Origin of the sequence: Gluconacetobacter sp. (genome assembly GCF_047721585.1) — a bacterium.
Classification (GTDB): Bacteria; Pseudomonadota; Alphaproteobacteria; order Acetobacterales; family Acetobacteraceae; genus Gluconacetobacter; species Gluconacetobacter dulcium.
In genome coordinates, this window is sequence record NZ_JBDNXE010000039.1 from 20,107 (window position 1) to 34,331 (window position 14,225).

General features: G+C 65.4%; 9 protein-coding genes and 1 pseudogene. 7 read left to right on the forward strand and 3 right to left on the reverse strand.

All coding sequences use genetic code 11. The features are described 5' to 3' along the window. Window positions 1–22 precede the first annotated feature (22 nt). Window positions 23–1,225, reverse strand: a complete 1,203-nt coding sequence (locus ABF821_RS09410) for a glycosyltransferase family 4 protein (protein WP_415529821.1) — start codon at window positions 1,223–1,225, stop codon at window positions 23–25. Window positions 1,226–1,367: 142 nt separating this feature from the next. Here ABF821_RS09410 and ABF821_RS09415 point away from each other — a divergent pair, with 142 nt between their 5' ends. From ABF821_RS09415 to rfaE1, 6 genes are all read left to right on the forward strand, one after another. After that, window positions 1,368–2,864 (forward strand): LTA synthase family protein, encoded by a 1,497-nt coding sequence (locus ABF821_RS09415; RefSeq protein WP_415529823.1) that lies wholly within the window; start codon window positions 1,368–1,370, stop codon window positions 2,862–2,864. 366 nt (window positions 2,865–3,230) lie between these two features. Further along, entirely contained in the window at window positions 3,231–4,313 is a 1,083-nt protein-coding gene (rfbB, locus tag ABF821_RS09420; protein ID WP_415529829.1) for a dTDP-glucose 4,6-dehydratase, read from the forward strand. A gap of 35 nt (window positions 4,314–4,348) precedes the next feature. Next, a complete protein-coding gene (rfbA, locus tag ABF821_RS09425; protein WP_182972707.1) occupies window positions 4,349–5,221 on the forward strand; it encodes a glucose-1-phosphate thymidylyltransferase RfbA in 873 nt (290 codons plus the stop codon). A 6-nt stretch (window positions 5,222–5,227) separates the two neighbouring features. Beyond that, window positions 5,228–5,779: a dTDP-4-dehydrorhamnose 3,5-epimerase gene (rfbC, locus tag ABF821_RS09430; protein WP_415529824.1), complete on the forward strand. Its 552-nt coding sequence runs from the start codon at window positions 5,228–5,230 to the stop codon at window positions 5,777–5,779. Continuing rightward, window positions 5,779–6,687 carry a dTDP-4-dehydrorhamnose reductase gene (gene rfbD / locus ABF821_RS09435; RefSeq protein WP_415529825.1) on the forward strand — a complete coding sequence of 303 codons (909 nt, stop codon included), beginning with the start codon at window positions 5,779–5,781 and terminating at the stop codon, window positions 6,685–6,687. Before rfbC ends, rfbD begins: the two co-directional genes overlap by 1 nt. Before the next feature lie 105 nt (window positions 6,688–6,792). Then, on the forward strand, window positions 6,793–8,226 hold the full coding sequence (gene rfaE1, locus ABF821_RS09440; RefSeq protein ID WP_415529826.1) for a D-glycero-beta-D-manno-heptose-7-phosphate kinase: 1,434 nt from the start codon (window positions 6,793–6,795) through the stop codon (window positions 8,224–8,226). A gap of 168 nt (window positions 8,227–8,394) precedes the next feature. Here rfaE1 and ABF821_RS09445 read toward each other — a convergent pair. Continuing rightward, a pseudogene (locus ABF821_RS09445) lies at window positions 8,395–8,768 on the reverse strand (IS701 family transposase); the annotation flags it as partial. A gap of 56 nt (window positions 8,769–8,824) precedes the next feature. Between ABF821_RS09445 and ABF821_RS09450 the strand changes: the two are divergent. Further along, entirely contained in the window at window positions 8,825–9,994 is a 1,170-nt protein-coding gene (locus ABF821_RS09450) for a hypothetical protein (protein WP_415529827.1), read from the forward strand. A 157-nt stretch (window positions 9,995–10,151) separates the two neighbouring features. Here the strand turns inward: ABF821_RS09450 and gltB are convergent. Further along, the coding region (gltB, locus tag ABF821_RS09455; RefSeq protein ID WP_415529828.1) for a glutamate synthase large subunit at window positions 10,152–14,225 on the reverse strand (4,074 nt) is incomplete at its 5' end.

A 14,225-nucleotide genomic window follows, 5' to 3' on the forward strand; every position in this document is an offset into this window, starting at 1 on the left:
GGCCCCGCCGGCATGGCGCGCGTCACATCAGTGAATCGTAAAACCCGCGCAACCGGTCGAGATAGGCATCGGGCGAAAAGCGGGTGGCGCGGGCCGCCCCTCTGGCAATCAGCGCCAGGCGGGCCGGATCGTTCTCGCCCCAGCCATCCAGCACGCGAATCCCCTCGGCGATGGCGGAGACATCGAGCGGATCGACCAGGATGGCGGCGTCTTTCGTCGCGATCTCGCCGGTCGCGCCGCCGCGCGCGGTCAGGACCGGGGTGCCCAGGAGCATCGCCTCGATGATCGGGATGCCGAATCCTTCGGCCAGGGAGGGAAAGAGCAGGGCGTGGGCGTCCTGCATCGTCCGGATCAGGGTGGCGCGATCGCTCCAGGGCAGGCGGATGACCGGCGTGTCGCCGACGAACGGTGCGTAATCCGGCCTGTCGTCGCCGTCGGGGCCGATCAGCACCAGCGGCCGGCGCGTGCCGCTGCGCGCGTGGGCGGCGACCAGGCGGCAGATGTTCTTGCGTCGCTCGACCCGGCCGACATGCACGAAATAGCCCGGCGGGGCCGGCGGCCGGGCGGCGCGCGCCTGCCGCAGTTCGTCTTCGGAGAACGTCACGGCCTGGTAGAGGTTGTGGATGCGCGACGGGGCGATGCCGCACTGGGTGATGATGTCCTGCCGCGCGGTTTCGGAAACCGTTACGATCACATCGCTGCTTTCGGCCAGGCGCATCATCAGGCGCCGGAACCGTTCGGAGTCGATTCCCGTCAGGTCCGGATGGGTCAGCGGCACGGCATCGTGGACCGTGACCACGTTGCGCGCGCCTTCCAGCCGGATCGGCAGGGGATAGGTCCAGTGCATGATGTCGGGCGGCGCGGCTGTCCTGACCCGTGCCAGGGTGCCCTGATGCGTGAATTTGACATGGGCGATGCGGAAAATGTCGGGACAGACCGCCCAGGCTGCCGCACTGGGTGCCTGCCCTGCCCCATCGGCCGCCCCGCCCTGGTTCGCAGAGTGCAGGGTCGCGCGGTAATGCGGGCGCAGGCTTTGCAGCCGGCGCCAGATCTGGCGGGCCGGCGTGTGCGGGTTAGCCGGGGCCATGCCGGGGGCGTAGTCGGTGAGGTAGCTCGGCTGCATGCCCGCCCCGGCCAGACATTCGGCGGTGAGTTCCGTATAGCGTGCCACACCAGTGCCACCAGTCCGGTTCATGTTCCGGGCATCCAGCCAGATCATCGGCATGGCAAAAGCTCCTTCTTCCCGGTAAGAGACATGCCCCATCGATCCCCACGCGACGAGAACCGAATTTTGCCGAGCATGCCCCCGAGTGCCCAGACGCGACAGATGACCGCGCCGCGCCGCGCGCGGAAAGCGGGAGCATAGGATGCACGGCTGGGCTGTCGCGGCCGTATCGGGTCTCGCGATCATCGCACTTGTCATTCTTCGGATCACGAGTTGCAGGCCGTTCCGGCCGATCTGGAACGATCTGCCCGATGTGGCGGTCGCTCTGATCTTATGGCTCTCGCTGGCGTTGCTGACGCAGCGCCCGGCATCGTCGGCGTTGCTGTGGGTGGTGCTGGCGGCGGGGCTGCTGCTGGCCGACCATACCAAGCGGGCGGTTCTGCGCGAGCCGATCGTGTTTGCCGATGCCAGCGAACTGCTGCTGGTCTTTACCCATCCGCGCTTCTATCTGCCCTATGTCCATCCCGCGATCTTCTATGGGATCGGCGGGTTGCTGGTGGGGGCGACGGCGCTGCTGTTTTCCATCGAGCCCCCGGCCATGCCGGGCGACCCGGCCCTGTCGCGGCTGGTCGGGGCGCTGCTGCTGATCGTGCCGATCGCCGCCTATTTCTGGCGGCCGTCGCTGAATGTCATGGCCAGGGTGATCCGCCTGCTGCGGCCCAGCGGCGACCCGGTGGAGGACGCCAGGACGCTGGGGATGCTGGGCAGCTTCGCCGCGCATACCGTCTGCTCGCGCCAGGAACGGCCGGCGCGCCAGGCGGCCTGCCGTTTCGGTAGCGTGAGCGTGCCGCCGGACAAGCCGCCGGTCGTGCTGGTCCAGGCCGAATCGTTCTTCGATATCGGCAGGCTGGACCCGGCCCTGCCGTCGCCGCTGACGGAATTCCAAGCCTGCCGCGACCAGGCGTGGCGGCATGGGCGCCTGGATGTCGATTCCTGGGGGGCCAATACCACCCGCAGCGAATTCGCGGCCATCAGCGGTGCCACCCCGGCCGATCTGGGGCTGGACCGGTTCAATCCCTATTATTCCTTCGCGCGCCGGCCGCTGGACACGCTGGCTGCGCGCATGCGGCAGGCCGGCTACCTGACCGTGTGCGTGCACCCCTATGACCGCCGCTTCTATGGGCGGCACAAGGTCATGCCCAATCTCGGCTTCGATCACTTCATCGGCGGCGAGGCGTTCGAATCCCGGCGCGGCGAACTGGTGCCCGACGAAGTGCTGGGCGACTGGATCAACGATTTCATCGCCCGCGAGACGCGGCCCGTCTTTCTGTTCGCCATCACGGTCGCCAATCACGGCCCCTGGTCCGCGCGGGCGGAAACCGACAGCCCGTTCGCGCCCATGCTGGGCGGTTATCTGGACAGCCTGATGGGCACCGACCGGATGATCGGCCAACTGGCCGGCTCCCGCTGGCTGAACGAGGAGGGCGGCATCTTCGCGCTCTATGGCGACCATCAGCCCAGCCTGCCGGTTCTCATGAACGATGGCGCGCATATCGGCGCTTCGACCGATTATTTCATTCTCGACCGCACGCGCCCTGCCGGCCCACGGCACGATATCCGCGTCGATCAGCTTGGCCGGGAGCTTGCCGGATGCCTGATGAACCATACCCCCCTGCCGCGCGCCGTGGCCGGCCGGTAAGAGGCTGTTTGCGCGGCGCGCGCGACGCGTGGCGGGGGCCGGGTTTTCATCGTGCCGTGCCCGATTGCGCAACTCGACCGGACGGCAGCCGTTGCAGGGAGATGCAGCGACGAGCGCCTTTACGACCCATTATCTTCTGCCCGATATCCTGCCGCCCGTATGCCGCGATGCAGGACGAAACCGGTGGCAGGAAAATACGAAATAACCAGCCATCCATTCGGCCAGTTCCTCCAGCCAGACAGAGGTTAAATAAATAATAAAAACTCTGCCATCAAAACAAAATAAAGAAACATCTTATAACATTTATTTTCTTGCGCAGTGGCTTTTTGATTGTAGCATGATTACACCAACAAACGAGGCATGAGTGTGCGTATACTGGTAACAGGTGGATGCGGTTTTATCGGGTCGGCGGTGGTGCGGCATGTGATCGGGGCCACCGGCCACACCGTGGTGAATGTCGATACCATGACCTATGCCGCCACGCGGGACTCCACGGCCGATGTGGCGGCGGACCCGCGTTACCTGCATATCGAGGCCGACATTACCGATGGCGCGGCGATGCGGGCCGTCTTTGCGGCCCATCAGCCGGATGCGGTGATGCATCTGGCCGCCGAAAGCCATGTGGACCGTTCGATCGACGGCCCCGGCGTGTTCATGACGACCAATGTGCTGGGCACCTTCACCCTGCTACAGGCGGCGCGGGATTACTGGTCGGGGCTGGACGCGGCGCGGCAGGCGGCGTTCCGCTTTCATCACATCTCGACCGACGAGGTGTTCGGCACGTTGCAGCCGGGCGATCCGCCTTTTACCGAAACCACGCCCTATGACCCGCGCAGCCCCTATTCGGCCTCCAAGGCGGCATCGGACCATCTGGTGCGGGCCTGGCAGCACACGTACGGGCTGCCGACCTTCGTGACCAACACCACCAACAATTACGGCTTCTGGCATTTTCCCGAAAAGCTGATCCCTCTGGTGACGATCAATGCCATCAACGGGCGCGCCCTGCCCGTTTACGGCGATGGCGGCAACATGCGCGACTGGCTGTTCGTCGACGACCACGCCGAAGCCCTGGTGCTGGCGGTGGAACGCGGCCAGCCCGGCGAGACCTACGCCATCGGCGCCCGCCAGCCGCGCACCAACCTGGAGGTCGTCCGCGCCATCTGCGCCATTCTGGACGAGTTGCGCCCCGACCCGGCGGGGCCGCACGCACGGCTGATCCGCTATGTCACCGACCGGCCGGGGCATGATTTCCGCTACGAGATCGACCCGTCGCACGCCGAGGCCGAACTGGGCTGGCGCCCCCGCCACGATTTCGAAACCGGTCTGCGCCGCACGGTGCAATGGTATCTGGAGCATCGCGACTGGTGGACCGCGCTCCAGGCCCGGCACGACAGCACGAAGCGCCTGGGAACGGCCACTGGGGTGGCCACGGGGACGGCCGCACCATGAGCAGGAACGCGACGAGGGCGGCGATGGACACGGGAATGAAGGGCATTCTGCTGGCCGGCGGGTCGGGCACCCGGCTGCACCCGATGACGCTGGCCACCAGCAAGCAGTTGTTGCCGGTCTATGACAAGCCGATGATCTATTATCCGCTCTCGACGCTGATGCTGGCCGGCATCCGCGATATCATGATCATCTCCACCCCTGACGACCTGCCGCAGTTCCGGCGCCTGCTGGGCGACGGGTCGCGCTATGGCGTGCGCTTCAGCTACCGCGCCCAGCCCAGCCCGGACGGCATCGCCCAGGCCTTCCTGATCGCCGAGGACTGGCTGGACGGCGCCCCCTGCGCCCTGGCGCTGGGCGATAACCTGATCTTCGCCGATCATCTCAGCACGCTGATGCAGCAGGCGGCCACGCGCGACAGCGGGGCCACCGTCTTCGCCTATCAGGTGCGCGACCCCGAACGCTACGGCGTGGTGAGCTTCGATGCCGAAGGTCGCGCCAGCGCGCTGGTCGAGAAACCCGCCAATCCGGCCTCCCCCTGGGCGGTCACGGGGCTGTATTTCTACGATGCCCGCGTCAGTACCTTCGCCCGCGAAATCCGCCCCTCGGCGCGGGGGGAACTGGAAATCACCGACCTGAACCGGATCTATCTCGAAGAAGGCTCGCTCCAGGTCGAAAAACTCGGCCGGGGCTGTGCTTGGCTCGATGCCGGCGTGCCCGATGCCCTGCTTCAGGCCGGCATGTTCGTGCAGACCATCCAGTCCCGCCAGGGCATGTTGGTCGGCTCGCCGGCCGAGGTCGCCTTTCGCATGGGCTTTATCGACGCCGGGCAGTTGCGCGTGATTGCAGGCGAGATCCCCAAGACCGAACTGGGTCGCGTGCTGCGCGACATCGCCGACGGAGCGCAGTAGAGACCGATGCAGATCGAACGCCTGGCCATTCCCGACATCCTGCTGCTGACGCCGCGCCGTTTCGCGGACGCACGCGGTTTTTTCTGCGAAACCTATAATATCCGCACGATGGCTGACGCCGGCATTGCCCAGCCTTTCGTGCAGGACAATCACAGCCTGTCGCGCCAGCGCGGCGTGATCCGGGGGCTGCATTGCCAGCTTGCCCCCCACGCCCAGGGCAAGCTGGTACGCTGCACGCGCGGCGCGATCTGGGATGTGGCGGTTGACGCCCGGCAGGATTCGCCCAGCTTCGGCCAATGGGTTGCGGCGGAACTCAGCGCGGAGAACGGATCGCAATTATGGATCCCGCCCGGTTTCCTGCATGGGTTCTGCACCCTGAGCGAGGACGTGGAGGTGCAGTATAAATGCACCGATCTGTGGGACCGTGACTGCGAACGTTCGGTGCGCTGGGATTCGGCGGAACTGGCGATTGCCTGGCCTGTGGCGGCCGGCGAGGCGATCCTGTCCGACAAGGATGCCGAGGCCCCGAGCTTCTCCGCCGTGCGGGACTGGTTCTGATGGACACGGCGCCGGCCCGGCTTTCTCCGATTCTGGTCGTCGGCCGGTCCGGCCAGTTGGCCACCGCGCTGGGACGTGCCGACCGATCGGATATCCACTGTCTTGGCCGGCCGGATATTGATTTCGACCGACCGGAGACGCTGGCGGCGGCTTTTACCGCGCTTTCCCCCGCGCTGGTCGTGAATGCCGCCGCCTGGACGGCGGTGGACGCGGCCGAAAGCGACCCCGAGGGCGCCGCGCGCGCCAATCGCGACGGCCCTGCCCTGCTGGCCCGGCTGTGCGCCGAACGCGGGATTCCGCTGATCCATGTCTCGACCGACTATGTGTTCGACGGCACCAAGGGCGCGCCGTATGTCGAGAGCGATCCGATCTCGCCCCGCACCGTGTATGGACGCAGCAAGGCGGAGGGCGAGCGCGCGATCCTGGCCGCTCATGGCCGGGCGATCATCCTGCGCACCGCCTGGGTCTATTCGCCCTATGGCCGGAATTTCGTGCGCACCATGCTGAATGCGGGGGTGAAAAACCCCGTTCTGCGGGTGGTGGGCGATCAGCTTGGCAACCCGACCAGCGCCGACGACCTGGCGGACGCCATCCTGGCCATCATCGACAGGATCGGCCGCACGGGCTGGCGCGATGGCTATGCCGGCCTGTTCCATGCCGCCGGCGGCGGGGAGACGACCTGGCACGGGCTGGCGGTCGCGGCGCTGCGGGAGGCGGCGAAGGCCGGCCAGCCGATGCCGGAGGTTCTGGCCATCGGCACCGCCGACTGGCCGACCCCGGCCGCCCGGCCGCAGGATTCCCGCCTGGACTGCACCCGTCTGCACGACGTGTTCGGCATCCGCCTGCCCGACTGGCGCGACGGCGTTGCCCGCAGCGTCGCGCGATTGATGGCGGTGCCTGCCGCCTGACGGGCCGCCGCGACCGCCATGGCGGTCGCGGCGATTATGGACTAACAATCGGCCCCACCCTCCGCTTGGGGGCGCCTTGGACCGGTTGCGAGATTCTGGCGTATCATGATCGAAAATTTCAATTTTGGCCGTGTCGCCGTTCTCGGTGACCTGGTGCTCGACTGCTACATCAACGGCTCGGTGGGCAGGATTTCACCCGAAGCCCCAGTGCCGGTGCTGCTGCGCGCCCACCATACCGCCGTGCCGGGCGGAGCCGCCAATGTCGCGATGAATGCCGCCACCCTGGGCTGCACCGTGGAACTGATCGGCCTTGTGGGATGTGACGCGCCCGCCGACACGCTGAAGAACACCCTGTCGGAAAGCCGGAACATCGACCTGTCCGGGATCGTGGCCGACCCCGCCTGGACCACGATCACCAAGACCCGCGTCATCAGCGGCCGGCAGCAGATCGTACGGATCGACGAGGAATTTATCGACCCCATCGCGCAGGATACCCGGACCCGGCTGATCGACGCCGCCTGCCGGGCGGTCGGGCGCGCCGACGTGCTGATCTGCTCCGACTACGCCAAAGGCGTGCTCTGCGACGACGTGCTGAAAGCCGTGATCGGCCATGCGCGGCAGCTTGGCGTACCGGTGATCGTCGACCCCAAGCGCAAGGATTTCGCCGCCTATCGCGGGGCCACGCTGGTGACGCCCAATCGGGGCGAAATCGCCGTTGCGGCCGGGATGTCCCTGGGCAGCGATGCCGATATCGAGCGAGCCGCCCGCGAAGTTTCCGACCAGTTCGGCGGTGACGTGCTGGTGACGCGCTCGGAAGAAGGCATGACGCTGGTGCGGCGGGATGGACGGGTGACCCATGCCCGCGCGCGCAAGTCCGAGGTCTATGACGTTTCGGGTGCGGGCGATACCGTGGTGGCGACGATCGCGAGCGTGCTGTCGGCGGGCCAGGACCTGGAAACCGCGATCGTGATCGCGACCTGCGCCGCGTCCATCGTCGTCGGCAAGCTGGGCACCGCCACCGTGACCCGTCACGAACTCAGTGCCGCGCTGAGTGCCGAAATGCGCGAGGACGGCGCCCTGGTCTCCATCGACCGTGCCCGCGCCCTGACGGAGGGATGGCGGCATCATGGCGCGCGCATCGTCTTTACCAACGGCTGTTTCGACCTGATCCATCCCGGCCATATCTCCCTGATCCGCGCGGCGGCGCGGCAGGGAGACAAGCTGGTGGTGGCCCTGAACAGCGATGCGTCCGTCGCCCGCCTGAAAGGCCCCGCGCGACCACTACAGGACGAGCAGGCCCGGGCGACCGTCATCGGCGCCCTGCGCGACGTGGACCTGGTCGTCATCTTCGACGAGGATACGCCGCTGGAGACGATCCGCGCCCTGCGGCCCGATATCATCGTCAAGGGCAGCGACTATCAGGAACATGAAGTCGTTGGCGGGGATATCGTGAAATCCTATGGCGGGTCGGTGGTTCTCGTCGATCTGGTCGCGGGACGTTCGACCACGTCGATCGTGCGGAAAATGCTGCCGGGATAGAGCAGATCCTGTTTGAATGCGGGCATTCGAACAGATGAAGACGCGCGTAAAAACAATAAACCAGAGATCTTCCACCGAAGGGATTTTCGGTGGAAAAGTTCCAGCACCATAGGTGCGCTTTCACGTTGATATGGGAGATGTATGCTGCGGTGCCGATAAGCGCGTCGAAAGATCGACCATCGGGCAATATAGCCAGTCATACAGCCGCTCGCCCTTGGCGCCGTGTCCAACGGAACAGCGGACCCAGGCCGCCGGGCGTGGACGTGATGATTGGCATTCACGCCCAGAACGTAGTCCCGGCCCGCACGGCGCAAAGCCATTTCCAGTTCGCCGACGCCATGGACGCTGTCGCCGGCTACCCACCGGGATGACACATCGGCCGCAAGCGTACGGCCGATCATCGGAGTGGCCAGCGACGGTTTTCTGGCAAACTGAACATCGCCCGGCACACGGGATGCCGCCAGGCGGTCTGGCCTTTTCGTCCATGCATCAAGAAAAAAACCAACTGCATCGTCAAGGAACCTGCCGCATTTTTCAAAAATTACTTTATATTATACTTAAAAAATCGTATCATTTAACAATATGAAGGTTTTAAGCTATGCGATTTATCATATCAATAATATGGATTATTTTTCTCTATTCGGTTCCAACAAGCGTAATGGCGCAGGATCTACTTAGACAACTCTTTTCCGGTTCTGCCCACTTCGCGCAAATTGGGACTCTCGACTGGGGAGCCCGCCCCTATTCCAATCCCCAGGAGCAGGGCGGCTGGTTCTCGGTCGTTGGGAACGACTGGTACGTGTTCAACCGTAATCAGATCACGCAACCTGCTACCGGCTGTCGTCAGGATCACACCGCTGTCGTCGTCCGCGTGAGCCACGATCAGGGCAAACACTGGTCCAATCCACCCGCCATCGCCGTGCTGCCCGGCACCAGCAGGACTGGCGATGGATGCGCCATCCTTGATGGCAGCACCTACTTTACTCCGCAGACGGCAACCTGGGATATGATCGTACAATGCCTCGACAAGGAGAGTAAAGGTGGCTGGGCCCTGTGCCACTATAGTCGCAAAGCACGTACACCCCTCGGTCCATTTGTCGCCGATCCGGCCAATCCCGTTGTACGAGGCAACCAACTCTGGTCGCAGATTTGCGCCGGCGGCGGAAAAGCCTGCGATCCGCTGTTAACCAGGGATGAAGGCACGCCGGACATCGTGGAGAAGCGCGGCGCCTATTTTTACGTAACGTTCCACGGCTTCGATTACCAGTCGAAACACAGCTATCGCGGCATCGCCAAGACGACCGATTTCCATACATGGATGACCAATAGTGCCGACCTGCCCAACGACGCCATCCTTGCCCCCGCCAATTGCCAGACCTGGTCCAACGGCTGCGTGGGCGTGGGCGAGACATCCTCGATCACCTCAGGCGGCTATCATTATATTCTGGCCGAAGCTCCCAACAAGAGCCTGACCTGTACCGATGGACAGGACTGGGTGTTCGGCTTGGCGAGAGCCCCCGTCGGCCTGTGGCCGCGTTGGAATAGCGGCCAATGGGCCATTGCTACCCGGCCGCTACTCCAGGAAGCATGGCCGTCACCAAGCACGCGGTGCGGTCTTCAATATGCCCGCTGGATCAAGGATGGAGAGAATATCTATATTGTCTATGAAGATTGGGGGCCTCATCGCGCATGGGTTGATCGGCGCCTGCTCAAACTTTTTCCCGGCGCCGGCCCACCAGTCCAGATCACACCCTTCGAACCAAGGTAATCATCCCCTGTCAGGGCATGGCCGATGCTATGCGGCAACGCAATTCGCCAGACTTCCGGACATCAAACCGACTCCCCAGCAACATCTCTGCTGTTACGCGCGCATGAGCGCTCAACAGCAGAGATAGCAACAGCAGAGATCAATACGACGCGCGGCCTTACGCGCTACGCGCCGCTTCGGTCGTCAGGTTGTACCCGATCACCTTCGCATATTCGCGCGGCACCAATTGCCAGAAGCGCGGCAGGATATTCTCCCACTTGTGCAGCATCAGCGCGGCGTAGCGGCTGTGCGTCTCGCGCGCATGGGTCTCCACCAGCCCGCGCAGCACCGCCTCCCATTTCGGGTCGATCACCCGGTTCCACAGCAGCGTATCGGGGTTGATCCGCTGCTCGAACGTGCCGTTCTCGTCATAGACGAAGGCCATGCCGCCGGTGAAACCGGCGCCGAAATTGTCGCCCGCCTCACCCAGAATGACCACGGTACCGCCGGTCATGTATTCGCAGCCGTTCGACCCGCAGCCTTCCACGACCGCCGTGGCACCCGAATTGCGCACGGCAAAGCGCTCGCCCGCCTGGCCGGCGGCGTAGAGCGCCCCGGCCGTCGCGCCATACAGCACCGTGTTGCCGATAATGGCGTTCTCGTTCGACACCAGGTTCGACGACGGCGACTGCCGCACCACGATGGTCGCGCCCGACAGGCCCTTGCCGACATAATCGTTGGCGTCGCCCAGCACTTCCAGCTTCAGCCCCTGGACCGCGAACGCCCCCAGCGACTGGCCCGCCGAGCCGCGCAGGCGCACCGTCAGGTGCCCCGGCGCCAGCTTGGCCATGCCGAACTGGCGCACGATCAGCGAGGAAATGCGCGTGCCGATCGCCCGGTGCGTGTTCTGCACGTTGTAGTGCAGTTGCATCTTCTCGCCATGGTCGAACAGCGGCCGCGCATCGGCGATCATCTGCGCATCCAGCGTCTCGGGCACCTCATTGCGCCCTTCGCGGGTGCAGTAGCGCGCGTGCGGCCCCGGATCGGCCTGCGCCAGCAGCGAATTGAGGTCCAGATCGTCCAGATAATCCGCCCCGCGCGACACCTGCTTGAGCAGGTCCGTCCGCCCGATGATCTCGTTCAGCGACGAGAAACCGAGCGAGGCCAGGATGTTGCGCACGTCCTCGGCGATGAACGAGAACAGGTTGATCACCTTTTCCGGCGAGCCTTCGAACTTGGCGCGCAGCGCCTCGTCCTGAGTACAGACGCCGACCGGGCAGGTGTTGGAATGGCACTGCCGCACCATGATGCAGCCCATGGCCACCAGGCTGGCGGTGCCGATGCCGAATTCCTCGGCCCCCAGCATCGCCGCGATCACCACGTCGCGCCCGGTCTTCAGCCCGCCATCGGTACGCAGCTTCACCCGGTGGCGCAGCCGGTTCAGCATCAGCACCTGGTGCGCTTCCGCCAGCCCCAGTTCCCACGGTAGTCCGGCATACTTGACCGAACTCTGCGGGCTGGCCCCGGTGCCGCCGCTATGGCCGGAAATCAGGATCGCGTCGGCCTTGGCCTTCGCCACGCCGGCGGCGATGGTGCCGATGCCCGAGCGCGCGACCAGCTTCACCGTCACCGTGGCTTCGGGATTGATCTGCTTGAGGTCGTAGATGAGCTGCGCCAGATCCTCGATCGAATAGATGTCATGATGCGGCGGCGGCGAGATCAGCGTGACGCCGGGTGTCGCATGCCGCAGCTTCGCGATCAGCCCCGTCACCTTGAAGCCGGGCAACTGCCCGCCCTCGCCGGGCTTGGCGCCCTGGGCCATCTTGATCTCGATCTCGCGGCAATCGTTCAGATACTGCGCGGTGACGCCGAAGCGGCCCGAGGCGATCTGCTTGATGGCCGAGGACGCATTGTCGCCGTTCGGGCGCGGCTTCGCGCGCGCGGGGTCTTCGCCCCCCTCGCCCGAATCCGACTTCGCGCCGATCCGGTTCATGGCGATCGACAGGGTCTCGTGCGCCTCGGGGCTCAGCGCCCCCAGCGAGATCCCCGGTGCGATCAGCCGCTTGCGCAACTGGGTGATGCTCTCGACCGCCTCGACGGGGATCGGCGTCCGTCCGCCACGGAAATCCAGCAGGTCGCGCAATGCCACCGGCGGCTGGCGCCGCACCGCATCGGCATAGCGGCGATAGATGGTGAAGCTGTCGGTCGCCACCGCCGTTTGCAGCATATGGATCAGGTTGCCGTCGAAGGCGTGGACCTCGCCATGGCGGCGCATCTTGTACTGGCCGCCCACCGGCAGCGCGATGACCGTCTGATCCCACGCGGTCCGATGGAAGCTCAGCACGTTGGTTGCGATGCCCGACAGGCCGATGCCGGAGATGCGCGAGGGCATGCCGGGGAAGAATTCCGCCGTCAGCGCCCGCGACAGGCCGATCGCCTCGAAATTATAGCCGCCGCGATAGGCCGAGACGATCGAGATGCCCATCTTGGACATCACCTTCAGCAGCCCCTTGTCCACCGCCTTGCGATAGCGTTCCACCGCCTCGCGCAGCGAGATCTCGCCGAACAGGCCGCGCCGCTGCCGGTCGGCAATGCTTTCCTGCGCCAGGTAGGGGTTGATGCTGGTGGCGCCGACGCCGATCGTCACGGCGATCGCATGCACGTCCAGCGCCTCGGCCGAACGCACGTTCAGCGAGGTGAAGGTGCGCAGCGACTGGCGGACCAGATGCGTATGCACCGCCGCCGTCGCCAGGATCATCGGGATATAGGCGCGGTCGCCCGACTGCGCCTGATCGGTCAGGAACAGGTGGGTGCAGCCTTCGCGCACCCGGTCCTCGGCCTCGCGCCGGATGCGGGCGATCGCCTCGCGCAGCCCCGCCTCGCCTTCCGCCGCCGGAAAGGTGCAGTCGATCACGAAGCCGCTGTCACCGCAGAAATTGCGCAGCGCCTCGAATTCGCCGCTGGTCAGCACCGGGCTGGGCAGTTGCAGCAGGTCGCACTGGACCTCGGATTCCTCCAGGATGTTGCCCAGATTGCCCAGACGGGTCAGCAGGCTCATCACCCGCGTCTCGCGCAGGCTGTCGATCGGCGGGTTGGTTACCTGGCTGAACGCCTGGCGGAAATAATGCGCCAGCCCCCGATAGCGCGAGGACAGCACCGCCAGCGGCGCATCGTCGCCCATCGAGCCGATGGCCTCGGCCGCGGTCTCGACCATCGGGTGCAGGATGGTTTCCAGTTCCTCCAGGGTCGTGCCGACCGCCAGTTGCCGGCGGCGCAGTTCGTCCCGGCCGAACAGCACCGGTTCCTGCACGTCGGCCCGCACCACGGTGCCGATCTTCTGGATGTTCTTGACCCAGGTGCCGAAATCCCGGCGCCCGGCCAGCAGGTCCAGCAGCGCCTCGTGGCCGTAGAGCTTGGCTTCCTGAAGGTCGAGGCCGATCATCTGCCCCGGCCCAAGCCGCCCGCGCCGCACGATGTCGGTCTCGGGCACCTTCACCATGCCGGTTTCCGAACCCACGATCAGCAGCCCGTCCGCCGTCACGGTATAGCGCAGGGGGCGCAGGCCGCTGCGGTCCAGCCCGGCCACGACCCAGCGCCCGTCGGTGGCGCACAGCGCCGCCGGGCCGTCCCACGGTTCCATCACCGCGTTGCAGTAGGCGTACAGATCCTGGTGCTTCTGCGGCATGCCCGAATTGCCGCCGACGCTGGCCGGCACCATCAGCGCCTTGACCATCGGCGCGTCGCGCCCGGCGAAGGTCAGCAGTTCGAACACATTGTCCAGCATCGCGGTGTCGGAGCCCGCGGCCTGCACCACCGGCTTGAGGTCTTCCATCACCGGGTCCAGCACCGGGTCGGCCAGCCGCGTCTCGTGGCTCTTCATCCAGTTGACGTTGCCCGAGATCGTGTTGATCTCGCCGTTATGCGCCAGCCGGCGGAAGGGCTGCGCCAGCTTCCAGGTCGGGAACGTGTTGGTCGAATACCGCTGGTGATAGATCGCAAACCGGCTGACGAAGCGCGTATCCAGCAGGTCGGGATAGAAATCCGTCAGGTTCTGGGCCAGGAACATGCCCTTGTAGATCACCGACCGGCAGGACATGGAGCAGATATACAGGTCGAGCGAATTGGCCTGCGCGCTCTTCTCGATCCGCCGGCGGATCACATACAGGTCGCGCTCGAACGCTTCCTCGTCCCGCCCCGGCAGGTTGCGGATCATGATCTGCTCGATCTCGGGCCGGGTGGCATTGGCCTTCTC